At 50.3% G+C, this 23,719-nt stretch carries 21 protein-coding genes and 2 pseudogenes; 4 read left to right on the top strand and 19 right to left on the bottom strand.

Translation table 11 applies throughout. The annotated features are described in order from the left end of the window. Positions 1 to 3: 3 nt before the first annotated feature. The 9 genes and pseudogenes from E7746_RS09840 to E7746_RS09800 all read right to left on the bottom strand — a co-directional run bounded on the left by E7746_RS09840 (position 4) and on the right by E7746_RS09800 (position 12,568). Complete coding sequence (locus tag E7746_RS09840; RefSeq protein ID WP_136410689.1) at positions 4 to 3,381, bottom strand: efflux RND transporter permease subunit; 3,378 nt, start codon at positions 3,379 to 3,381, stop codon at positions 4 to 6. Between the two features lie 52 nt (positions 3,382 to 3,433). Further along, positions 3,434 to 4,600 carry an efflux RND transporter periplasmic adaptor subunit gene (locus tag E7746_RS09835; RefSeq protein WP_123396235.1) on the bottom strand — a complete coding sequence of 389 codons (1,167 nt, stop codon included), beginning with the start codon at positions 4,598 to 4,600 and terminating at the stop codon, positions 3,434 to 3,436. A 147-nt stretch (positions 4,601 to 4,747) separates the two neighbouring features. Then, positions 4,748 to 5,329: a Crp/Fnr family transcriptional regulator gene (locus tag E7746_RS09830; protein ID WP_136410688.1), complete on the bottom strand. Its 582-nt coding sequence runs from the start codon at positions 5,327 to 5,329 to the stop codon at positions 4,748 to 4,750. A 3-nt stretch (positions 5,330 to 5,332) separates the two neighbouring features. Then, positions 5,333 to 7,156, bottom strand: a complete 1,824-nt coding sequence (gene recQ, locus E7746_RS09825; RefSeq protein WP_136410687.1) for a DNA helicase RecQ — start codon at positions 7,154 to 7,156, stop codon at positions 5,333 to 5,335. Between the two features lie 11 nt (positions 7,157 to 7,167). Continuing rightward, positions 7,168 to 7,791 (bottom strand): annotated as a pseudogene (locus tag E7746_RS09820) (exopolysaccharide biosynthesis polyprenyl glycosylphosphotransferase); the annotation flags it as partial. 277 nt (positions 7,792 to 8,068) lie between these two features. Further along, positions 8,069 to 9,928: a DUF349 domain-containing protein gene (locus E7746_RS09815; RefSeq protein ID WP_136410686.1), complete on the bottom strand. Its 1,860-nt coding sequence runs from the start codon at positions 9,926 to 9,928 to the stop codon at positions 8,069 to 8,071. 133 nt (positions 9,929 to 10,061) lie between these two features. Next, positions 10,062 to 11,291 carry a M16 family metallopeptidase gene (locus E7746_RS09810; protein WP_238337171.1) on the bottom strand — a complete coding sequence of 410 codons (1,230 nt, stop codon included), beginning with the start codon at positions 11,289 to 11,291 and terminating at the stop codon, positions 10,062 to 10,064. Beyond that, complete coding sequence (locus tag E7746_RS09805) at positions 11,288 to 12,175, bottom strand: peptidylprolyl isomerase (RefSeq protein ID WP_168184358.1); 888 nt, start codon at positions 12,173 to 12,175, stop codon at positions 11,288 to 11,290. The genes E7746_RS09810 and E7746_RS09805 overlap by 4 nt, the downstream gene beginning before the upstream one ends. A 21-nt stretch (positions 12,176 to 12,196) precedes the next feature. Continuing rightward, positions 12,197 to 12,568, bottom strand: a complete 372-nt coding sequence (locus E7746_RS09800; protein ID WP_136410685.1) for a hypothetical protein — start codon at positions 12,566 to 12,568, stop codon at positions 12,197 to 12,199. Between the two features lie 138 nt (positions 12,569 to 12,706). On the opposite strand from E7746_RS09800, the gene E7746_RS09795 reads away from it, so the two are divergent. Next, complete coding sequence (locus tag E7746_RS09795; protein ID WP_136410684.1) at positions 12,707 to 13,345, top strand: cytidylate kinase-like family protein; 639 nt, start codon at positions 12,707 to 12,709, stop codon at positions 13,343 to 13,345. Positions 13,346 to 13,355: 10 nt separating this feature from the next. Here the strand turns inward: E7746_RS09795 and E7746_RS09790 are convergent, their stop codons facing one another. Then, positions 13,356 to 13,916 carry a DUF308 domain-containing protein gene (locus E7746_RS09790; RefSeq protein ID WP_136410683.1) on the bottom strand — a complete coding sequence of 187 codons (561 nt, stop codon included), beginning with the start codon at positions 13,914 to 13,916 and terminating at the stop codon, positions 13,356 to 13,358. Positions 13,917 to 14,046: 130 nt separating this feature from the next. Between E7746_RS09790 and E7746_RS09785 the strand changes: the two genes are divergently transcribed. After that, positions 14,047 to 15,012: a type I phosphomannose isomerase catalytic subunit gene (locus E7746_RS09785; protein ID WP_136410682.1), complete on the top strand. Its 966-nt coding sequence runs from the start codon at positions 14,047 to 14,049 to the stop codon at positions 15,010 to 15,012. A gap of 109 nt (positions 15,013 to 15,121) precedes the next feature. Here the strand turns inward: E7746_RS09785 and hpf are convergent, their stop codons facing one another. From hpf to E7746_RS09750, 7 genes are all read right to left on the bottom strand, one after another. Next, positions 15,122 to 15,415 (bottom strand): ribosome hibernation-promoting factor, HPF/YfiA family, encoded by a 294-nt coding sequence (hpf, locus tag E7746_RS09780; protein WP_123396243.1) that lies wholly within the window; start codon positions 15,413 to 15,415, stop codon positions 15,122 to 15,124. Further along, positions 15,405 to 16,316: a tyrosine-type recombinase/integrase gene (locus E7746_RS09775; protein WP_136410681.1), complete on the bottom strand. Its 912-nt coding sequence runs from the start codon at positions 16,314 to 16,316 to the stop codon at positions 15,405 to 15,407. The genes hpf and E7746_RS09775 overlap by 11 nt, the downstream gene beginning before the upstream one ends. 98 nt (positions 16,317 to 16,414) lie before the next feature. Further along, complete coding sequence (rpsU, locus tag E7746_RS09770; RefSeq protein WP_121700190.1) at positions 16,415 to 16,606, bottom strand: 30S ribosomal protein S21; 192 nt, start codon at positions 16,604 to 16,606, stop codon at positions 16,415 to 16,417. Between the two features lie 204 nt (positions 16,607 to 16,810). After that, a complete protein-coding gene (locus tag E7746_RS09765; protein ID WP_136410680.1) occupies positions 16,811 to 17,590 on the bottom strand; it encodes a zinc ribbon domain-containing protein in 780 nt (259 codons plus the stop codon). A gap of 3 nt (positions 17,591 to 17,593) precedes the next feature. Next, positions 17,594 to 18,379: a Nif3-like dinuclear metal center hexameric protein gene (locus E7746_RS09760; RefSeq protein WP_123396246.1), complete on the bottom strand. Its 786-nt coding sequence runs from the start codon at positions 18,377 to 18,379 to the stop codon at positions 17,594 to 17,596. A gap of 6 nt (positions 18,380 to 18,385) precedes the next feature. Beyond that, on the bottom strand, positions 18,386 to 20,149 hold the full coding sequence (gene aspS, locus E7746_RS09755; protein ID WP_136410679.1) for an aspartate--tRNA ligase: 1,764 nt from the start codon (positions 20,147 to 20,149) through the stop codon (positions 18,386 to 18,388). Positions 20,150 to 20,387: 238 nt separating this feature from the next. Continuing rightward, positions 20,388 to 21,095 carry an SIMPL domain-containing protein gene (locus tag E7746_RS09750; protein ID WP_369698984.1) on the bottom strand — a complete coding sequence of 236 codons (708 nt, stop codon included), beginning with the start codon at positions 21,093 to 21,095 and terminating at the stop codon, positions 20,388 to 20,390. A 233-nt stretch (positions 21,096 to 21,328) separates the two neighbouring features. Here E7746_RS09750 and E7746_RS09745 point away from each other — a divergent pair. Further along, positions 21,329 to 22,349, top strand: a pseudogene (locus tag E7746_RS09745) (DNA-binding protein). Beyond that, positions 22,342 to 22,608, top strand: coding sequence for a hypothetical protein (locus E7746_RS09740; protein ID WP_136410678.1), 267 nt, complete (start codon positions 22,342 to 22,344; stop codon positions 22,606 to 22,608). The pseudogene E7746_RS09745 and the gene E7746_RS09740 overlap by 8 nt, the downstream one beginning before the upstream one ends. 134 nt (positions 22,609 to 22,742) lie before the next feature. Here E7746_RS09740 and E7746_RS09735 read toward each other — a convergent pair whose 3' ends face one another. After that, positions 22,743 to 23,381 carry a GIY-YIG nuclease family protein gene (locus tag E7746_RS09735; RefSeq protein WP_136410677.1) on the bottom strand — a complete coding sequence of 213 codons (639 nt, stop codon included), beginning with the start codon at positions 23,379 to 23,381 and terminating at the stop codon, positions 22,743 to 22,745. A 182-nt stretch (positions 23,382 to 23,563) separates the two neighbouring features. After that, positions 23,564 to 23,704 (bottom strand): winged helix-turn-helix transcriptional regulator, encoded by a 141-nt coding sequence (locus E7746_RS09730; protein ID WP_238337168.1) that lies wholly within the window; start codon positions 23,702 to 23,704, stop codon positions 23,564 to 23,566. Between the last annotated feature and the right edge of the window lie 15 nt (positions 23,705 to 23,719).

Below are 23,719 nucleotides of genomic sequence, written 5' to 3'. Positions count from 1 at the left end.
AAGTTAAGAGCGAGAGTATTGCTCGATTTCCGATTCGATACCGGTGTTGTCGGTGTCTTCCCACTTCAGCGGCGAGATCTTCTCCTGGATTATCTGGAAGGTGACGAAGAGCGCCGGAACGATGAGTACCTGCAGAATCATACCGATAAGCATACCTCCGATTGAACCGGTACCGAGGGCGTTGTTACCGTTGGCACCTGCTCCGTCGGCAAACATCATAGGCAACAGACCGATAATCAAGGCCAGCGATGTCATGAGAATCGGGCGAAGACGGGCTGATGCTCCGGCAATGGCCGAATTGACAATCGACATGCCCGTGCGTCGGCGCTCAAGAGCAAACTCTACGATGAGGATTGCGTTCTTGGCCAAAAGTCCGATAAGCATGATTAGCGCGATTTGCAGATAGATGTTATTGGATATGCCGAATATCTGGGCAAAGATGAATGAGCCCATAAGTCCGAAGGGAATCGAAAGGATAACGGCCCAGGGAATGATGTAGCTTTCGTACTGTGCCGATAGAAGCAAGTATACGAAGAGCAGACAGAGTCCGAATATGATAGCTGTTGCGCTACCGCTTGACGAATTGGCCTCCTCACGGGTCATACCGGCGTATTCATATCCGTAGCCCTGGGGCAGGTATTCGGCGGCTGTGCGCTCGATGGCCGCGATGGCGTCACCCGACGAATAGCCGGGAGTAGGCTGTCCGGTTACCGATATCGACTGGAACATGTTGAATCGGTTGAGCAAGTCAGGGCCGTATATGCGCTTGAGGGTCACGAAGTTGCTCAATGATGCCATTTCGTTTCCGTTGCGTATCTTGATGTTGTTCAATGTTTCGGGCGATACACGTGCTTCAGGTGAGGCCTGCATCATAACGCGGTAAAGCTTTCCGAAGCGGTTGAAGTTGGACACGTACATACCTCCGTAGTATCCCTGCAGGGTGGAGAGGATTGTCGACGGACTGATGCCGGCCTGCTTTGCCTTTGCTGCATCCACATCGACAAGGTACTGGGGGAATGTGGGGTTGAATGTGGTGTAGGCCATCTGGATTTCGGGGCACTGGTTCAATGCGCCAAGGAATCCTTGTACAACCTGGAAGAATGTGTTAATGTCGCCTCCGGTCTTGTCCTGCATCTTGATTTCAAAACCGTTGGTTGCCGAGTAACCGGTAATCATAGGCGGTGCGAATATCATCACACGACCGTCCTTCACCTGTTGTCCGGTAAGAGCATAGAGCTGCTGTATTATGGCATCAGAGCTTTCGGCCTTTGAACGCTGGCTCCAGTTCTTCAGCTTGATGATGAATGTACCGTAGGTTGCACCCTGTCCGGCGATGAAGCTGTAACCGTCGATCATTGTACGTGACTGAACGGCGGGTATCGAGCCGATAATGCCGTCGACCTGGTCGAGAACCTCACCGGTGCGCTCCTGTGATGTGCCCGGGGGCATGTCGACCATACAGAATATTGTTCCGGTATCTTCATTGGGCACGAGGGCGCTCGGGGTGGAGTTCATCAACCACACAAGGATGGCGATCGAACCGCCTACGATGGCGAATGAAGTAATCTTGTGGGAAACGAAGAACTTGGTTACCGAGTTGTAGAGCTTGAGCAGACGGTTGTAACCGATTTCAAATCCTGCATGGAAGCGTGAGCTGAATATACCCATTATGGTGACGATGGCGCAGATGGAGGCTACAACGAGTTTCCATATCGACTCGGTGCTGTACCAGCCAAGTACCATGAATGTGATTGTGGCAATGAGGAACAGTGCTGTAACCAACGGGGGAAGGTTGAGCTTGAATGCGCTGCTGTAGCGCTTCTTCATCGTTTCGGCCGCTTCGCCGTAGGCTGTACCCATTCGCTCCTTAAGCGACGACTTGTCGTCGTGGGCTTTCAGAAACACGGCACAAAGTGCAGGCGACAGGGTGAGCGCGTTGACAGCCGAGAAACCGATGGCTATGGCCATGGTAAGACCGAACTGCTTGTAGAACACGCCTGAGGTGCCGGGCATGAATGACACGGGGATGAACACGAGCATCATTACAAGGGTGATCGACACGAGTGCTCCTGCAATTTCACCCATGGCATCGATTGATGCCTTGCGTGCGCTCTTGTAGCCCACATCGAGTTTGGCGTGGACCGCCTCGACCACCACTATGGCGTCGTCGACCACAATCGCAATCGCAAGGACGAGAGCCGAGAGGGTGATGAGGTTGATCGAGAACCCGATGAGGTTCATGACGAAGAATGTACCCACCAATGCAACCGGGATGGCGATTGCGGGGATGATGGTTGAACGGAAGTCCTGGAGGAACACGTAAACCACAAAGAACACGAGGATGAATGCCTCGATGAGGGTCTTGATAACCTCATGGATCGAAGCATCGAGGAACTCGTTGTTGTTCAAGGGGATTTCAAGACCGAGTCCCTTGGGAAGTTCTTTCTTTACATCGTCGAGATAGGCAAGACACTCGTTGATGATCTGGGTTGCATTTGAACCCGGAGTCTGGAATATGATTGCCGTAACGGCGGCTTTGCCGTTCATCTTGTTGTGGAATCCGTAGCTTACGCGGCCGAGTTCGACATCGGCTACATCCTTAAGGTAAAGCACGTCGCCGTTTTCGTTGGCGCGGATTACGATGTTATCAAATTCCTCAGGTGTTACGAGGCGGCCCTTGTAACGCATGATGTACTGGAAGCTCTGATTACCCTGCTCGCCGAATGCACCGGGAGCGGCTTCGATATTCTGCTCGGCAAGTGCGGCCGATATATCGGTAGGCATCAGGTGATATTGTGCCATTACATCGGGCTTGAGCCATATACGCATCGAGTAGTCGGCACCCATTACCATTGCGTCACCAACTCCTTGTATACGCTGGATCTGCGGAATGATATTGATTTTTACGTAGTTCTCGATGAAGTTTTCGGGATAGGTGCCGTCCTCGTCGTATATGGTAAGGCCGAGAAGCATTGAGGTCTGGCGCTTCTGGGTGATGACGCCCACGCGCGTTACTTCGGCGGGAAGCAGACCCTGAGCTTTTGACACACGGTTCTGTACATCGACGGCGGCCATGTTGGGGTCGAAACCCTGTTCAAAGTACACGTTGATGGTGGCGCTACCGTTGTTGGTGGCTGTTGATTCGATGTAGGTCATGCCTTCGGCACCATTGATCGATTCCTCAAGAGGTGCGATTACTGAGTTAAGCACAGCCTGGGCGTTGGCTCCCTGATAGGAGGTGGTCACCGAAATGGTGGGCGGTGCAATATCGGGAAACTGGGTGACCGGCAGTGCAAACAGTCCAATCAGACCCAGCAACACAATAAAGATTGATATAACCGTCGAAAGCACCGGACGGTTAATAAATGTATCAAGTTTCATTTCTTGTTGTCAGACAATTATTAAAAACACTGTGATGATTGACATCAGTCAATTACTGTTGTGGAGCCTGGGGCTGATTGGCTTCGCCTGCGGCTTTGGGAGAGATGGTAATGCCTTCGCGTACGATTGTTCCCACTCCTTCCACCGCAATGCGGTCGCCGGCCTTAAGACCTGAAGTTACAATGTAGTTTTGTCCGTCATTTACCGGGCTTACTGTGATGGGAGTCGAAGCTACTTTGTTGGAGTCGTTTACGACATATACGAATCGGCGGTCCTGAAGCTCATAGGTGGCTTTCTGGGGTATTATGATCACGCTGTCGGCAACGTGGGGGATGAGAATCGAGCCGGTGCTTCCGCTGCGAAGCATTCCCTGGCCGTTCTTGAACAGTGCGCGCACTGTTGCTGCTCCGGTGGTGTTGTCGATTACCCCCGACACTGTAGCCACTTTGCCTTTGAGAGGATATACCTCGCCGTTGGCAAGGCGCAGTGACACTTCGGGCATTTCGCTCACGCTCTTGTTGAGCGATATTGTGCCGCCCTTTGTGAGGTCGAGGATGTCCTTCTCGTTGAGTGAGAAGTAGGCATACACTTCCGAGTTGTCGCTGACGGTGGTCAACGGAGTAGCCGACGAGGGCGACGCGAGTGAACCTTCACGATTGGGGATTGAGCCGATTACGCCGTCGCTGGGTGAGGTCACCACGGTGTAGGCGAGGTTCTTCTGTGCTGTGACAAGATTGGCCTTGGCCGATGAAAGCTGAGCCTTTGCCTGAGTGAGGGCGTTGTCGGCCATCTGCCACTCATATTCACTGATTATGTTTTTGTCAAACAGTTTGCGCTTGTTGTTGGCGGTGAGCTGAGCTGTCTGCACTGCGCTTTCAGCTACCTTTACCGCTGCCTGTGCTGCGTCAACAGCAGCCTGAAATTGTACCTGGTCGAGAGTGAACAAGGCTTGTCCCTTGTGTACTTGCTGACCTTCATCTACATGGACTTTGGTTATGAATCCTGTGACCTGGGGTCGAATGTCAATGTCGGTGCGTCCTTTTATTGTTGCAGGGAAAGCACTTTCAAGTTCCGAATTACCGTAGTTTACTGTTAGTGTCGCGATTTCCGGAGCCGAGGCTTGTGTCTGTTGCTGCTGTCCACCGCCACACGCGGTAAGGCAAAGCATTAATACAGATGAAAGGGCAACTCCGGTAGTGTTAGCTACATTGAATTTCATAACGTTAATGTTAAAATCTTTTTACCCTTAAAAATTTTCTATTTATCAAATTATGGTGCAAAGTTCGCAAAACAAAACGGGATGTAATATGATAAATGTCATATTCATCACGATATTTAATGTTTTTTAATAAAGATTTTGTGCGGTTTAATACTTGCCGGAGCGGATTCGGTAGAGTGTTTCTTTTGTCAGTCCGAGAAAAGATGCTATTTGTGTAATTGTGGCGCATTCCAGTAGTCGCGGATAGCGTGATATGGCCCAATTGTAACGATCCACGGCATTGGCGTTCTGGAATGCATATATGCGTTCTTCAAGGTAGGCGGTGTAGTGCAGCAGCGATGCGTTAAGAAACAGTGCGGTTTCCTCCTGGTTTATCTCCTCAATGTCGTTGAGCACATCGTGCAGCCTGATGTGGGGCACGTAGACGATGTCACTGTCTTCGAGAAACATTATCGTGAACGTTGTGTTGATGTTCTTTACTAAGAAAGAGTGGGTCATGAGGTACTCGTCGTCAAAGGCGAATGAAACGGTGTGCTCTTTTCCGTTTCGGATGTAAAACACCCTTGCCGCCCCCTTCTTGATGTAGTATGAGTTGGCTATTATCTGCTTTTGTCCGTCGATTATGTCACCTCGGTGCATGTGGGCTTCCTGCATCACCGATTTTATCTTGTCGATGCGCTCGGGCGACAGATTGTGTACTCGTCGCAGTATGTCTATGGGATGTGGCATGGGCTAACTGCTTTTTCGGAAGTTCTTGATGAGGGAGGTGAAGGGTGTCCAGTATTTTACGGCCTTGCGTTCGCCGACACCTTCGATGGCTATGAATTCGCGCATGTTTACGGGACGGTGACGCACCATCTCCATGAGCGTTTTGTCGCTGAACACGATATAGGGTGCCACGCCTTCGTTGCGGGCGATGGAGAGTCGCAGGCGCTTGAGTTCGCTGAACAGCAGCTCGGCGGGATTGACCGCGCTTTGAGCCGTAGACTTGCGCTTCTTTGATGACGACGCCTTGTCGAAGAAGAATTTTGCAAGCATGACCGTGCGCTCGCCTTTCAGGATGCTGCGCCCGTAAGGCGTTATCTTAAGGTGGTTGGATTCGGTATAGGCGATTTCGATGATGCCGAGCTGAAGCATCTGCGAAAGATAGGCGTTCCACTCCGAAAACGACAGGTCACGCCCCACGCCGTAGGTCTTTATGCGGTCGTAACCTCGCTCGATCAGCTCGGCTCGAGCCGAACCGCGCAGTATGTCAATGAGCATGGTCAGACCTATCATCTCGTTGGTGCGGCTCATCGCACTTAAAGCCATCTGTACGATTCTTGTTCCGTCAAATCTTACGGGCGGGTCGAGGCACACATCGCAGTTGCCGCAATCGTGGTCATACTCTTCGTTGAAGTAGCTGAGAAGTACCCGGCGTCGGCACACGGTGGCCTCGCAATACTCCTTCATGCGTGTCAGCTTTTCGGTGTTCAGTGCCGGTTGTCCCGATTTTTCGATGAAGCTCTGCAGCGTGGCTATGTCGGCGAATGAGTAGAACAGGAGCGTTTCCGCTTTCATGCCGTCACGTCCGGCTCGACCTATCTCCTGATAGTAACTCTCCATGTTACGCGGCATGTTGTTGTGCACTACCCATCGAATGTTGCTTTTGTCGATTCCCATTCCGAATGCAACGGTGGCACACACCACCTGCACATCGCCGTTTATGAATCGTTCCTGGGCTTCGTCACGCTCCTTGGATGAAAGCCCCGCGTGGTACACCGTCGACCGGTAGCCTCTTATCGCAAGTTCGGCATTGATGGTTTCGGCTCCCTTTCGGCTTAGGCAGTAGACTATGCCTGAGTCGTCGGGGTAGCGGTCGATCATGCGCGTTATGGTGTTTATTCGCTTGGCTTTGCCGGGATTGGCGAGCACTTTGAGCGAAATGTTTGGACGGTCAAATGACGCGAGGTGAATATAGGGATTTTTCAGACACAATTGAGTGGCTATGTCGTCACGCGTTATTTTGTCGGCCGTCGCGGTGAGCGCCATCACTGGTATGCCGGGATATGACGCCTTTATGCGGTTCAGTGCCGTGTACTCGGGACGGAAGTCATGACCCCATTGCGATATGCAGTGTGCCTCGTCGATTGCAAACAGGCTTACCCAGTTGCAGAAATTGCGATGTTCCATTTCAAGAATCAGTCGCTCGGGCGACATGTAGAGCAGCTTTATCCTTCCGCGCGATGCCTGCAGCATGGTGTCGGCGTTGACCTGTTCGACATTGGAGCTGTTGATTGCCGCTGCCGGGATGCCGTTGGCGTTAAGCGCCGTGACCTGATCCTTCATCAATGATATCAACGGGGAGATGACGATGCAACATCCGTCGTTCAACAGAGCCGGAATCTGATAGCATATCGATTTTCCGCCGCCCGTGGGCATGAGCACCAGTGTGTCGCGGCGTGACATGGCATTGCGTATTATGTCGAGCTGTCCGTCGCGAAATGAGCTGTAACCGTAGAATCGGCGCAGCAGCGCACCGGCTTTGAGGTCTATGTCGTTATTGTCGGGCTTCATCGTTGCAGGGGTCAATAGGCGTTTATTTCACCTCGTATTGTGTTCAGCACTGTAGCTGTTATTATCTTCAGGTCGAGCGAGAAACTCCAGTTGTCGATATACCATACATCATGCTCCACCCTGTTTTTCATTGCCTCCAGCTCCGAAGTCGAGCCTCGGTAGCCGCTTATCTGCGCCCATCCCGTTATGCCGGGCTTTATGAAGTGACGCATCATGTAACGGTCGATGAGGCGGGAGTACTGCATGGTCTGTTTCACCATGTGAGGGCGCGGGCCCACCACCGACATGTCGCCGCGTAACACATTATAGAATTGTGGCAACTCGTCGATGTTGGTGTGCCTCAGGAATCGGCCGACACTTGTCACGCGGGGATCGTCACGGCGGGCTTGGCGGCGGTCGCAATCGGGCGTGACGGTCATTGTCCTGAATTTCCAGCAATAGAACTCCTTGCCGTTATGTCCTGTGCGGCGCTGGCGGAAGAATATCGGGCCTTTCGATGTCGTCTTTATGGCAATGGCGACAGGCAGGAGTATGATAGGAAATAACGCAATCAGCACTATGGACGAAAACGTGATGTCGAACAGTCGTTTTAAGCCTCGGTTGAATGGCCTGGCGAGAGGACTTCGGCGCGGAGTGTTGTCGTCGAAGTGCGTGACGGTGTTGCCTGAGGTGTCGATGCCCTTGGGGGGCGTGAATCGGTGAGCGCGCCTGTTGTGACGCATTGCCCGCTGGAAGTCGGGGTGTGATGCGTCGATGTATTCAAGTTCGGTAAATGTCTTTCCCTGCTTGACGGCGAGAGTGTATCGGGCTCTTCGGCTCACTAATGTTAGGTGTATTATCAAACTGTGAGCACCGGCAATTAAGCACGGTACTCACAGCCGGAAATTGTGTTATGAAATGAATGTGTCGTTATTAAAGCTTGCTGTCGATGAGCTTGATTTTCTCTTCAAGCGATGACAGCTCGTCCTTTATGCGCTGCACTTTGCGCTCCATGTCACGCAGCAACGAATTGCCCGACTTTGACTTGACATTGAAGAAACCGAGGTTGTTTTCGTAGGTCTTCAACTCGTTGCGCTTCTGCTCGAATGCCCTTACGAGGCGTTCGCGTTCGCGATAGAGCTTGTTCTCGTCATTGCTGATGTCGTTGATGGAGTTGGCAAACTTGTCCATGCCTGCGCGTACCTCCTTTATGTCGAGCTTGTCGTAGAGTTCGTTTACGATTGCGCGATAAGTGTCGTAGACTTTGTCCTTATCCTTGTAGGGGACATGGCCTACCTGCTGCCACTGGTTCATGAGCTCGCGTACTCGCTTGATGGCCTCTTCGCGCTCCATGTCGTCGCCTATAGCCTTAAGGCTTTCGATGATTTCCTGTTTCTGCTTAAGGTTGGCATGCTCGGTTTTGCGAACACCCGAAGTGGCTTTCTTGCGGTTGTCGAAGAAGTAGTCGCATGCTTCAAGGAAGCGGTGCCAGATGGCGTCACTGTGCTTCTTGTCGACCGGACCTACTGACTTCCACTCTTTCTGGAGGGCGATGAACTCATCGCCTGTTTTCTTCCAGTCGGTGCTGTCCTTAAGTGCTTCGGCGCGTTCGCAGAGAGCGGTCTTCTTCTCAAGGTTGGTGGCGTGTACATCGCGTATCGACTTGAAGTATTCGGCCTTCTTGGCGAAGAAGCGGTCGCAAGTTTCACGGAAGCGGGCGAAGAGTGAGTTGTTGACCTTCTTTGATGCAAATCCGAGTTTCTTCCAGTCTTCCTGGGCGGCAAGGATTTCGCGTGTCATCTGCTCCCATGCGGCATGTGATTTCAGCGAACTGAAGTCGAGAGCCTCGATTCGCTCGCATATAGCTGTCTTGGCGGTTTCGTTTTCGCGTTCACGTGCTTTGCGCTCTTCAAAGAATGCCTGGTAACGCTTGTTGATTGCGGCCGATGCATCCTTGAACTTGTTCCATATTTCCTCGCGTATCTCCTTTGCCACCGGGCCTATCTCACGCCACTTTTCATGTAGTTCCTGAAGGCGGCGGAATGCGGTGATGACATCGTGCTCGGCAACGAGCTTCTCGGCCTCGTCGATAAGCAGCTGCTTCTGCTCAAGATTCTTCTTGAAGTCGTAGTCGCGGAGATCTTTGTTTACTTTCAACTGGTCGTAGAAACGCTCAACGGCTGCCTGATAGCTGCGCCAGATGTCGGTTATGTCGGTCGCGGGGACTTCGCCGAGGCTCTTGAACTCCTGCGACAGCTCGCGGAAACGCGGATAATGGCGGTTGACATTGTCGGTGTCCTCGGCCATCTTTTCGAGTTCGGCGATTATGGCCTGTTTCTTCTCAAGATTCTCACGGCGTTGAGCCTCTATTTGAGCGGTGTATTGAGCTTTTTTCTCTTTTATGGTGTTGAGGAGTTCATGCAACTTGGCTTCGAGAGAGTCGGGCATAGGAGCAAATGCGCTCTCTTCGTTTCCGCGCTCGATAAAAGCTTTCTTCTCTTCGGCCAGCTCGACTTTGCGAATTGCGTAGAACAGTTGCTTGAGATGAGTCACTTCATCCCGAGCTATTTCGGCACCCTCTTTCCGGCTGATGTTGTCCAATTCTGCGATTATCTCCTCCTTCGACAAATGCTTTGAAGGTTCGGAAGTTTCGTCGGTATCAGAAACATCGGTGTCGTTGATGTCAATTACTGTAGTTTCTTCATTTCCGTTTGAGGCTGTTACGGCCTCTTCATTCAAGGTTAGATCCTTATCGGTGTTTTCAACCGACATGGACTGGTCACGCAATTCCATAATGTTGATTTATTAATAAGTATAGTTGCACTTTACCATGCAAGATTTTATTCTACGATTCAAATATAGATAAAATTTTGAAAATTAAAGTTATTTCCGGCGGAAAAAGATTAAAAAAACGGGAAATTGCCGATTAAGCCGGCTTGTAAATGAGTGTTGACGAGTTTTCGGGACGTAAAATCATTGATGCCACACGCGCTATGTCGGGCGATGTGAGCCGACGGTAACGAGGAATGATTGAATTTACATCTTCACCACGCATTTCGCTTAAGGTCAAGGTCGATGCAAGTGCTACATAGTTCATTGAGCCGAAAGTGAAATTGGACTCGAAGCGGTTGAGCGTGCGCTGCAACTCATAGTCCGACGGCGGGTTGTCGATTAGCGACATGGCTTCGTCGGTGAGAGCCTTTTCGGCTTCGTCCACGCTTACACCGTCGCGCAGATATCCGTAGAGCATCAGCAGTCCCGGCTCGTCGCTTCCGGTAATCGATGCATCGGCCTTGGTGAACATCTCGGTGCCGAGCATCAGCTTGCGATGGAAGCGTGACGCGCGTCCGAGAGCGAGAAGGTCGGTTATTATGTCACATGCCGGATAGTCGGGGTGGTTGTAGCCGGGCATGTGATAGGCTTTCACGATAACGGTTTGGGGCGCACGGCCTGTTACGGTAAGTCGGCGTGCCTCGGTCTGCTCGGGTTCCGGGTTGTAGAGTCGTGGCGCAATCTTGCGCATGGGGATGTCGGAGAACCATTTCTCGACAAATTCGCGTGTGCGCTCGACCGTTATGTTGCCTGTCACTGAAATTACGGCATTGTTGGGGGCATAGTGGTCGTAAAAGAATCGGCGCACTTCATCCTGCGTCACGTTCTCGATGTGTGACAGCTCTTTGCCTATCACGGGTATGCGATAGGGATGCTCCTTGTAGGCGAGGCCGTTGAGGTAGTGCTGCAAGTCGCCGTAAGGCTGGTTGAGGCACACCTGCTTGAACTCCTCACACACCACCTGACGCTGCACTTCGAGGGCTTTGTCGCTGAATGCGAGCCCCTTCATGCGGTCGCTTTCGAGCCAGAAAGCGGTTTCGGCGTTATGTGCGGGCACTATGTCGTAGAAGTTGGTGTAGTCGCTGTTGGTCCAGGCGTTGTTGGTGCCGCCTGCGTTTTCAAGCGCTTTGTCAAACTCGGCCACGTTTTCCGAGCCTCCAAACATCAGGTGCTCGAAAAGGTGGGCCATACCGGTGCGCTCGGGGCGTTCGTCACGACTTCCTACATTATATAATATGTCAAGTGCCACCATTGCGGTGGCACTGTCATGATTGTGTACGACACGCAATCCGTTAGATAGCGTAAAACGGTTTACCGTTATCATTTTTCGACTGTCATCTTGATGATTTTTATATCGTCGACAGGACGGTCGTTGCGGTCGGTTTCAGCTTTCTGTATCTTTTCGACTACATCCATGCCGCTGATTACTTCGCCGAATACGGTGTAGGTACCGTCGAGATGGGGAGTTCCGCCCACGGTAGAGTAGGCTTTTATCTGCTCGTCGGTGAGTTTGGCGGGATTCTTGGCTGCCTCGGTTTCGGTGATTGCCAACAGCTCCTGCTGCAGGTTCTGCAGGGCCACGCTGTCGCGGTTGCGGCGGAGTTCCATTATTTTGTCACGATTCATCGATGCGAGGTTGTCGAATATGCGCTGCTTCTGCATCATTCCGAGCTGCTGCTCCATCTGCTTGAGCTGCGACTGGTTATAGGCTTTTCCGGTGACAATGTAGAATTGCGAGCCCGATGATTTCTGTTCGGGGTTTATGTCGTCGCCAAGACGGGCGGCGGCAAGAGCGCCGTATTTGTGGAAGTGCTTGGGATATACAAATTCGGCATCGATAGTGTACTCGGGACCGCCTGATCCGAGCTGGGCGCCTTTGGCGGCATTCTTGGAGTCGGGGTCGCCGGTTTGTACCATGAATTCATTTATTACGCGGTGAAACAGGACTCCGTCATAGAAGCCTTCGTTGGCGAGTTTCACAAAATTGTCGCGATGCTTGGGAGTGTCACCATAGAGGCGCACCTTTATGTCGCCCATCGAAGTGGCGATGTCGACGATTATGTCGGTTGAATCGGTCATGATGCTATCGGTTTTGGTTGTTTCGTTTTCGTTTTCGGTTTCATTTTTTGACTCGGAGCGGGTATTGGCGCACTGAGTAAAGGTTATGGCTAAAAGAGCCATCAGCCAGATTGATTTTAGTTTAGACATACAAGAATTTTGATTGCGTTTTTATATTCCGGTTGGATAGAGCCGCTTGTATATGCGGCGGAAATTGTTGTCGCTCTTGTTGAGCTCCTCGACATGGTCTTCGTAGTCGGCGCCCCACAGCGGCAGCAGGTCGGCAATGTAACGGTGTTCACGGTCTTTTTCGATAGCGGCCGTTATAAGTCGTGATATTGCGTTGTTGTAGTGCTCGGCGTCGATAGCGAAGAGGTATCGTGCCGCGCTTACAATGAACTGTCCGCTAAGGTCGACGCGCATCATGTTGTCGATAAGGTAGTCAAGGTCGTCATCAATCGATGATATGTGATTGGCTATGTATTCATAGGTCAAAAGACCGTCGGAATCCTTGCTCAGGAGCTTTTTGTCGTCTTCATTCATAACTTGGCAAATAAAGTTGTGCGACAAAGATACGAAGAATATTCGATGAAAAAAATAGCGAATGTGGGGCTTTTGTCCTGTCGGCCATTCTTTTTCAATGAATATTCCGTATATTTGCATCGTTCAAACCTATAGATTATGGATGAGAAGAATTTTGTAATAACCATAGGCCGACAATTCGGCAGTGGCGGTAGGGAACTCGGAAAACTGCTTGCCTCGAAACTCGGGATTGCCTATTATGACAAGGAGCTCCTTTGGGAAGCAGCCAAGAGCGCCGGGGTAAGTCCTGAATTCTTTGAGAAATCCGATGAGAAGTTTCCGCGGTTCCTGAGCGGCATGTTCTCGTTTGCCATGGGGTATCAGCCCTATAACTTCTATTCGGGTTCAACATCTATAAGCGATGACAATCTCTACAGGGCGCAAAGCGACTTCATTCACAAGATTGCCGAGCAGCACTCTTGCGTGATTGTAGGGCGTAGCGCCGACTATATACTGCGTGACCATCCGAGATGTGTCAACGTATTCGTGCATGCTCCCATGGATGAGTGCGTGAAGCGCATAATGACCCGAGGCGACAAGCCTACAAAGGAACAGGCACGCGCCATGGCCGAAAAGACCAATAAGCTGCGTGCCAATTTCTATAACTTCTATACCGATAAGACCTGGGGCGATGCGAAGACTTACGATCTTACGATCGATTCTTCGTCAATGTCGATGGACAATATCGCCGAGGTTATAATGGACTATGTGCGTCGTCGCTTTGATGATGTGAAATAGCCGAAAGAGGCTATTCATTCTCTATTGTCACGCGCTCGACCTTCTCCTTCGGGCCGTTGGAGCCGAGGTATATGAGCAGTGCGTTTACTGCTGCGCAAACGAGTGCAATGCCTGTTATCAGCGTGAATGTGGTTTCGATTGTGCGTAACGGGCTGCATATTATCACGATTCCCGCAATGATGATCAATGCCGGAAGCAGATATAGCCACCACGGCATTATGAGCGGACGGCAGCAGGCGGCAAGGAAGTAAATCTGGCACAATCCGGTGATTACGAGTATGGCGGCGAGCACGTACACGAAGAATCCCACGAAGGGTTGAGGCCATATTATCATTATGGCGCCGAGAATGAGCGCGCCTATCGACGATATGTTCTGGGCGGTGTTGTTTTCGTTGCGTTTGCTGCTGCGTGACATGTTCATGAATATGCCGATAATGGCGGGCAGGGCAAACATTGCGCCCATTATTATAACCATCCATTTGAGAAGGTCGGCCTTCTGGTGCATTATGATGAGCAATACACCGGCTGCCAGAACGAACAGGTAGGTTATCAGATTACTTTTTGAGTTCATATTGTTAAATTTTTAATTGTTTTAAGCCGATATATAATATTCAACACCGTTTATAGTGCTTTCGTTCGGTACTAATCGTTTGCCAAGTGACGAATATTTATTATTTTCGCTGCGTGAAACTGAATCAAATATGATATTACGACCATTCAAGTTTGTTCCGTATTTTAAAACGGTGCTTTGGGGAGGACATAAAATAGCCTCTTATAAAGGAATTGTGACCGATAAGAACTGCATTGGAGAGAGCTGGGAAGTTTCAGGCGTTCCGGGTCATGAGTCGGTCGTGGCCGAGGGGCCTGACAAGGGGATGAATCTGAAGGAACTTATTGACAAATATAAAGGAGAGCTTGTCGGCGAATCGGTATATAAGAGATTTGGCGATAAGTTTCCGCTATTGATAAAGATAATAGACGCCCGCAGGGACCTGTCGGTGCAGGTGCATCCCGACGACGAGCTTGCGATGAAGCGTCACGGCAGTTTCGGCAAGACCGAGATGTGGTATATAATCGATGCCCAGCCCGGAGCCAAGATATATGCCGGACTGTCGGAGTCGATAACCCCCGATGACTACACGAGGCTTGTCGAGGAGAAAAGGATAATGGATGTGGTGGCCGCACACGATTCCCACAAGGGCGATGTGTTCTATTTGCCGGCAGGTCGCATTCACTCCATCGGTGCCGGCAATCTGTTTGCCGAGATTCAGGAAACGAGCGACATCACCTACCGTGTCTATGACTTTGACCGAAGGGATTCGGAGGGCAATACCCGTGACCTGCACACCGAGTTGGCCAAGGATGCCATCGATTACAACGTGTACAACGACTACCGACGGGACTACGACAAGGATGCGACAGGCGTTACGCCGCTGATTGATTGCGAATATTTCGACATAAATCTCGTGGTTGTCGATGACAGGCTTGAGCTTCCCTGCGACGGGGAGTCGTTTATTATAATAATGTGTGTCGAAGGAGAGGCGAAGGTGATTACCGACGGCGGTTGCGTTACGACAGCCGGCCGTGGTGAAACGCTGCTTGTGCCTGCGTCGACGCACTCGATTTCGATAGAGGGCAATGCCAAGCTGCTTACGGCTGTAATTTAGACCTTGTGCCCCACATCGTTAACGAATATTGGGGAACGGGTGCTAAGATAAAATGAACAGGGGCCGCATTTAGCAGCCCCTGTTTTAATGTTATTGTTTTAGTGTTGTATTATTTGCGACCTTTTATTTTTTCAAGTTGCCTTTCAAGAGCTTCGATGGATAGGTCAACTGCTTCCTCAAATGAGTTGGCGACTTTTGATGCGAAGATGTCATCCTGCTGAGGCACTGAGATCTTGATGCCCGCTTCCTTATTCATCGATGTTTCCGGCTTAACAACCTTAAGGGTCACTTCTGCATTGCTGATGGACTCGTTGTGGCGTGCAAGACGGTTGATTTTCTTAATGATGAAATCCTGCAGTTTTTCGGTAGCGTCAAAGTGGATTGACTTAATGTTAACGTCCATAATCTCCTCCTTTTTTTAGTGCACGTGGGTGTGCTTGTTGATAATTTTGTTTAAGTTCTCGATAAGTTATGTGAGTGTACACTTGCGTTGTGGCAAGTGACTGGTGTCCGAGCAGTTGTTGCACCGCATAGAGGTCGGCTCCGTTGTTGAGCATGTCGGTTGCAAATGAGTGTCGCAATACGTGGGGGCTTTGCCGTGAAGCCACTGTGTTTCCGGCGAGTGCCTTGTGCACGACATTGTAGATCAGCTTGCGGTATAGCGGTTCGCCTGATTCTCTGACAAAGAACTCGTTTTGGCAGGTTGAGCCAACAGTGCCGTCACGTAATTTGCGGTATGTCGTAATCATGTCGGAAAGTTCTTTTCCAAATGGTATAATTCTTTCTTTATTACGCTTTCCGAGCACTTTTAGTTCACCACGTGCGGTGTCGACATCTTTGTCCATCAGTCCTTGGATTTCGGAGCATCGGAGCCCTGTGGAGTATATCATGTCGACGATGAGCCTGTTACGCATTTCGTTGAAGTCGCCGGTGTCGAGCGGCGCATTGAGTATGGCGTCGGTTTCGTTGGGCCTTACATAGACGGGCAGGGGCTTGTCGGTCTTGGCGAGGGTAAGCTCGGCCGCAGGATTGTAGGACATTCCATGGTAGCGCATCATGTAGCGGAAGAATGCTCTCAGGGCCTGAATCTTTCGCCTGATGGTGCGGGGCGCGTCGCCCGACTTTGCGAGTGATGCAATCCACAGCCTGAGGTCGTTGGCTGTCACATCGTGGGGGCGGAGATTGTCGGGGGCTCCTCCGGTGGCGAAGTCGGCCCATTGCTGAAGGTCATGTGTATATGCAGAAACGGTGTGGGCTGAAAAATTCAGCTCACACCGTATATATGTCAAGAAAGAAGCTAACATGACGATTCGTTAAAAAGTTTGCCTCTTATCGGGAGGTCTTTTTACGAATTTAGCTTTTTCTTGTGATTCTACCAAATAAAAGTGAGGGAAAATATAAATTATTCCTCGACCATGCGGAGTTTCTGCACGTAAACAGCCTTCATCATCTTCTTGCGGTTGGTGATGCTGGGCTTTTCAAATGCCTGACGGCTACGAAGTTCCTTGACTATGCCGGTCTTTTCAAATTTTCTCTTAAACTTCTTTAAAGCTTTTTCGATGTTTTCGCCTTCTTTTACTTGTACGATGATCATTTTTTGATATTTAGTTTTTGATTATTTTACTGTTTTTGCATTTGCGCGACAAAATTACGCATACTTTTCGATATGGCAAAATTTTAGTCATATAAAAACGCGTGAATTTTGTGAAAAAAGATGCCGTCGCAACATAAATCAACCTCACAGTCAACGGAAAAACATTGAGCTGTGAGGTTGTGTTATGTGATTGAGGGGAATCGACTATTTGTCAGCGACTTCGTGCTCGGCAACTCCTGCGAGTTCGGGGTCGATCATGATGCGGCCGCAGTATTCACACACTATGACTTTCTTGTGCATCTTGATTTCCATTTGCTTTTGCGGCGGAATGCGGTTGAAGCATCCTCCGCAGGCGTTACGCTGGATGTAGACGATGCCGAGTCCGTTGCGTGCATTGTCGCGAATGCGCTTGAATGCCTTAAGGGTGCGCTCGTCGATGCGAGGCTCTATCTCCTTGGCCTGGATGCGCAGGCGCTCTTCGTCCTGGCGGGTTTCCGATACGATTTCGTCGAGTTCGGCTTTCTTCTCTTTCAGGATGTGCTCGCTGTCACGGAGCTTCTCCTCGGTTGAAGCGATTTCGTTGGTCTTGGCGTCGATTGCACGTGCATACTCGTTCAGGTGCTTTTCACACAACTCGATTTCGAGTGTCTGGAATTCCACCTCTTTTGACAGGAGGTCAAATTCTCGGTTGTTGCGCACATTATCGAGCTGCTCCTTGTAACGGGCGATTTTGCCTTGAGCCTCGTTGATTTTCTCTTTCTCAACAAGGGTCTTTTTACGGAAATCCTCCACATCCTTGTGGAAGTTTTCGATGCGGGTGCGAAGTCCTTCGATGTTATCCTCGAGATCCTTTACCTCAAGAGGTAATTCTCCGCGAATTGTCTTGATGCGGTCGATTTCGGAGAGGATTGTCTGCAGCTCATACAATGATTTCAGACGCTGCTCCACTGAGAGTACTTCATTTTTGTTCTTGTCAGTAGCCATAGCTTACAAGTAATTTATCGGATTTTTTTCTGTTTCAGAATAATTAACTGCAAAGTTAGGAAATTTTCCGCTAAGTATATGATAAAAAATGTGTTTTGTGCACATTTCGCTCTCGTAGTGGCCGATGTCGATTATCAGCAGGCGGTCGGAATAGTCCACAAAGTCGTGATATTTGACATCGGAGGTGACAAATGCCTGCGCTTTATGGGCTATGGCGGCGTTTATGAGCGACGCGCCCGAACCGCCGCACAGGGCTATTCGTGTTATCATGCTGCAGGGCAGGGCGCTGCAGCGCGTGATTGGCGATTGGCACACTAATTTTACGCGCTCAATCAGCTTCATCGGGGTGAGCGGCAGCTCGAGATCGCCGACTGCGCCGAGGCCGATTCCGGGATTTGCAGGGTCGGGACACTCCAGCGGCGACGGCTTGGCGATTCCCAACCGTCGTGCGAGGGTGTAGTTTACGCCTCGTGAGGCGCTGTCGAGGTTGGTGTGGGCCGAGTAGACGGCTACGCCTGCGGTTATGGCCTTTATTATGGCCAGCTCCTGCGGCGTTGCGCCGGTTATGTGCTTAAGCCCGCGGAATATGAGAGGGTGGTGTGACACTACGAGGTTGCAGTCGCGCTCGATGGCCTCGTCGATTACCGAGGGGGTGACATCGACGCAAAGCAACACGCCGGTACACAGGGCTGACTTGTCGCCAACCTGCATACCGGCATTGTCGTAGCTCTCTTGTAATGACAGAGGTGCTTCCTGCTCTATTGCTGCGATTATGTCGCTTATGAGCATGGCCGATTAATTTTTCTCGGGAATGTCGATTGACAGCGCGAGCTCGTCAAGCTGCTTCTGGTCGAGAGGAGCCGGAGCGTCGAGCATGACATCGCGTCCTGAATTGTTCTTGGGGAATGCGATGCAGTCGCGGATGCTGTCAAGGCCGGCAAACAGCGATACCCAGCGGTCAAGACCGTAGGCAAGACCTCCGTGAGGGGGTGCGCCGTACTTGAAGGCGTTCATGAGGAAGCCGAATTGCTCCTGTGCGCGCTCGGGTGTGAAGCCGAGTATCTCAAACATCTTGGCTTGCAGCTGGCTGTCGTGGATACGGATTGAGCCTCCGCCCACCTCTACACCGTTGATTACCATGTCGTAGGCATCGGCGCGCACGGCTGCGGGATCGGTGTCGAGAAGGGGTATGTCCTCGTCCTTGGGGTGGGTGAACGGGTGGTGCATGGCCATAAGACGCTGCTCCTCGTCGCTCCACTCAAACATGGGGAAGTCGACTACCCAGAGGCATGAGAATTTATTCTTGTCGCGCAGGCCGAGCTGGCGTCCCATTTCGAGGCGCAGTTCCGACAGCTGCTTGCGGGTCTTCATTGCGTCATCGCCGCTGAGGATGAGGATGAGGTCGCCGGGCTTGGCGTTGAATGCGGCTTTCATCTGCTGAAGTACTTCCTGCGAATAGAACTTGTCGACGCTTGACTTGACATTGCCGTCGGCCTCCACGCGTGCATAGACCATGCCCTTTGCGCCGATTTGCGGACGCTTTACGTATTCGGTGAGCTGGTCGAGCTGCTTGCGGGTATAATGGGCTGCGCCTTCGGCACAGATGCCGCCGATGTATTCGGCATTGTCAAACACGCCGAATCCGTGGCCTTTCATGATGTCCATCAACTCGACAAACTTCATGCCGAAGCGGGTGTCGGGCTTGTCGCTGCCATAATATTTCATTGCATCGGCCCAGGGCATTCTCGGGAAGGGCTCGGTGAGCTCTACGCCGCGCAACTCCTTGAAGAGGTGCTTGGCCATGCCCTCGAAGAGGTTGATGATGTCGTCCTGCTCAACGTAGCTCATCTCGCAGTCGATCTGAGTGAACTCGGGCTGGCGGTCGGCTCGCAGGTCTTCGTCGCGGAAGCATTTTACAATCTGGAAGTATCGATCCATGCCCGAAACCATGAGAAGCTGCTTCAGGGTTTGCGGCGACTGGGGCAGGGCATAGAACTGTCCCTGATTCATGCGCGAGGGCACTACGAAGTCACGCGCACCTTCGGGAGTGGAGCCTACGAGCATCGGTGTTTCGATTTCGAGGAATCCCTTGCCGTCGAGATAACGGCGCACTTCCATCGTCATTTTGTGACGCAGCTCGAGGTTTTTGCGAACGCAGTTGCGACGAAGGTCGAGATAACGGAACTTCATGCGCAGGTCGTCGCCGCCGTCGGTGTCGTCCTCGATTGTGAACGGAGGCACTTCCGACTTATTGAGTATGTTAAGATTTTCGGCGATGATTTCGATGTCGCCGGTGGGAATGTTGGGGTTCTTGCTTGAACGTTCGGCAACGGTGCCCGTTATCTGCACAACGTACTCTCGTCCCAGATGATTGGCTGCTTCGCATAGCGATGCGTCGGTGTCGTTGTTGAACACAACTTGAGTTATTCCGTAGCGGTCGCGTACATCAACGAATGTCATACCGCCCATTTTGCGGACACGCTGTACCCATCCGGCCAGTGTCACTTTTTTACCGGCATCGGCAAGACGAAGCTCTCCGCAGGTGTTAGTCCTATACATAGTTCTTGCTGAAAATGTTGTTTTTAGTCGTGATACTAAAATTTTCCGTAAAGATACGCATTAACTGTGTAAAATGGAAATCTACGTTCACGAAACTGTGTCGGAGGATGTCGATTGTCGACGGTGACTATAGTGCATGGCTGAAATGCCGATGGCGTGGCGAGTTTGCGGTTCCGCTTAAATGAAACACTCCCGGGGAGGAGTAAATCCTGCCGGGAGTGCATGTTTCCTTTACGTTTTAGTCTTCTATGTAAAACACTATGGTCGAAACGACACGTACATTCTTTATATAGGGAGTGTAGGGGTCGCGGTTCTCGATTGAGAATTGGCCTTGGTTGGCGGTCTTTATTTTGCCGATGTTGCTGTGGGAGTCGGCAGCGAATTTGTTGGCGGCCTCACGTGCGTTGTGTGTGGCCTCGGCAATCATTTCGGGCTTGATCGAGTTGAGGTCGGTGTATTCGTAGAGCGTCTGGTAGTTGTAGTCGCCTGCGGTTATGGCGATTCCTTGCTTGAGCAGTTCGGTTTGACGCTTTATGAGTTCATTGACTTTCTCTACATTCTTTGATGTCACGACAACTACCGATGTCACGTTGTAGCGATAGGCGAAGTCACGGCTTCCATAGCGTTCGGCCTGCAGGTCTATGATTTCGGGCGGATTGATTGAGATTTCATCCTGGGAAATTCCGTTGGATGTGAGGAAGCGGGTAAGAGCGTCGTTGGTTTTGGTGATTTTGTCGTAGATGGCGGGAAGATCGTTGCCTACTTCCTTGCACACGATGGGCCAGGTCACCTTGTTGGCCATCACTTCTTTTTCGGCAAGGCCGCGCACGGCTATTACTCTGTCGCGATTGGCGAAGTTATCGATACCTGCTTTGATGAAAATTCCCAAGAAGAAGATTCCGAGCGCAATCAACAGGGCCGGAACAGCACGATTGATGATTTTCATTTCAATAATTTGGTTTAATGGGTTAATGTTAGTGTATTACGTTATATTATATAGACGCTTGAAGTCACTATTTGTTTAATTGCGTGTAGGTATAAATGAAATTGTAACAACATTGTGAATCGATGGTTATGCGTGAGCATGAGTGATCGGTCGCAGCGAGTAACTGAAGAATCTTGCCGGCAAAACGGAATGCACATATCTGATAATCAAAATAAAAGTGTTATATTTGTAATATGAACGACTTGACTGTATCAAATATCGAGCGGCAGAACGTGTTGAACAACAATTATGCCCTTCAAGCCATTCAGGAGAACTTGGATGTCAACGGCCTGCGCTTCCACGACCAACTGCTTTTCACCACTAAAATGGTAGCGGATTTCTATGGGGTGGATGAGAGAACCATTAAGCGTTACGTTCAGGAACATGGGGATGAACTTCGGGCTAACGGCTATTTTTTTAAGTCAGGGTAACTCACTGAAAGAAATAAGATTGCATTTTGATGGGGACATTAATGTCCCTAACAAAGTCCGAAAGTTAGGTGTATTCACATTCCGGGCATTTCTGAACATAGGGATGCTTCTCACGGAAAGTGAGAGAGCCAAGCAGCTTCGCACACGCATACTTGATATTGTCATTGCCACAATCAATGGACGCGCTGGAGGAGGCACCAAATATATCAATTGGCGCGACCGCAACAATCTTCCTACTGCAATAAAGAGCGAGAACTACCGCAAGAACTTTACTCAGGCGGTAGGCAAGTATGTGGACGGAATTCCGACCTACAAGTACGAGCAGATAACCGACCTGATATATAAAGCTGTATTCCGGGAGAACGCAAAGGAATATCGAGTTGTCCTTCGTCTGCAGAACGAGGAGAATGTGCGCCACACGCTATATGCCGAGGTGCTGTTGTGCATATCCTCATTTGAGAATGGCGTGGCTCATCAGATAGAGAAGCGATATTCCGAGAACGGCAATAAGCAGCTTACTATCGATGAGGTAAAGGTAATCATTGACGAATTGGCTGCAGCTCCAATGATGGAACCGTTTATCAATGACGCAAGATCAAAGATGGCATCCCGTGATGTGGCATTCCGCGATGCGTGGCATGAAAATCTCGCCGAATATCTTCGCGCTGTTACTCCCGACGAGTTCGATAAGTTTATAGGCGATGCTTCAATCGACTTTGATAATATACTTGAAGCCAACCGTGAAGTCCTCAAACGCCTAAAACAAGCCGATGACGATGTGTGAGGAACTGAAATATATCGACTACGATGGCGCGTTAGAGGTCTATCGTAAGACTGTCGCTGCCAGCGGTGGCGGTTTGCAAGGCGTGAAAGACGAAGGAGGCATACGAAAGGTGCTAGATTTTGTGCAGAACGACTTGTTCTATTCGACATTCGTTGAGAAACTGATTTATCTGGTATTCGGCTTATGCACCGGCCATTACTTCGAGGATTCCCCAAAATGGAAACAACCACTTCACATGGTGGTACTCTATACAAAATGAGAAAAGTGAGTATCATGCAAATTATACATAATACTTTAGCAATATATGTCGCTTTTTGTCGATAATTCTCTGATGTTTATATGTGTGCTTTTGGACGATTTACCTATAAGTTGTTGTCATCCAGTTAGATAAAATTATTCTTCTATGGGGTAGGTGGTGTCGTAGATTTCTTGTAGATTAGTGCCGTTAAAGCTCCATCGCGGTGTAGGTTGAACGCCGTATGTGATGTTCAATAGTTTTGATGTAACGGCTGTAAGCGACATCTCTTCTCCGAGATATTCAATCCGTTTGTCCCCAATCACGGTTACTGCTATTGAAGGATCGGCATTGTAGGTGAGGGTACTGCCTACGGGTATGCCCATCTGGCTGAAATTCAGAGGCGGACGATGCTTAGTAGCTTTGATCTTGGATGCTATATCGTCGGGATTGAGATTGTTGTCCATTTCATCGCTTACTTCGGTCGTGACATCCTTCTCGTTGAATATTTCAAGTATCGCGATAGCTTGTTCCTTTTTTATCTGGAAAAATTCACGGTTAGCATTTATGCGGTTGGGTTCAAATGCCGTGTGGAGAGCTTTCTCTATCTTGGCACAATTGGAAGCCTTGACTTCGCAGGCATATTCAACATCAAACGGTACAGGAACTCCCGTTGTGTAAAGTTCCTTAAGGCGTGCGTCCAGCTCGGGGCGTGTGGTCATACCGATTTTTACTAAACCCGGCATTGCCCGATTGGATAATACGTAAACGATGCCTGTATTGTTATATTTTATCATGGCTTTTGTTCTGCTTTGAAATATGAGAATGTATTGATGCTATGCTATCTGCAAAAGTAGCTGAATTTTGTTATCTTGCAAAAGATTGAGCCTGGAAAATCGCCTTTTTAGCTCCGCACCGTTGCCGAAACCTATCTTTTGCCAATTTCGCCATGTCACCGACAGTCCTTTCTCTTCTAACCTTATCTTAGGGGCTTCTTCGTTCGTGCCGTAATTGTGGCGAAGTTTGATAGCGCCCAGTTGATCATGTCACCGATTATGGGCATCAGGCTCCGCCCCACCGGCGTTAGCGAATATTCCACCCGGGGGCGGTATCTCGGCATAAACCTTGCGCACGG

This window comes from Muribaculum gordoncarteri (assembly GCF_004803695.1).
Lineage (GTDB): Bacteria > Bacteroidota > Bacteroidia > Bacteroidales > Muribaculaceae > Muribaculum > Muribaculum gordoncarteri.
Note: the sequence above shows the minus strand (reverse complement) of the source record. Positions and strands in the feature narration are given on the sequence as shown.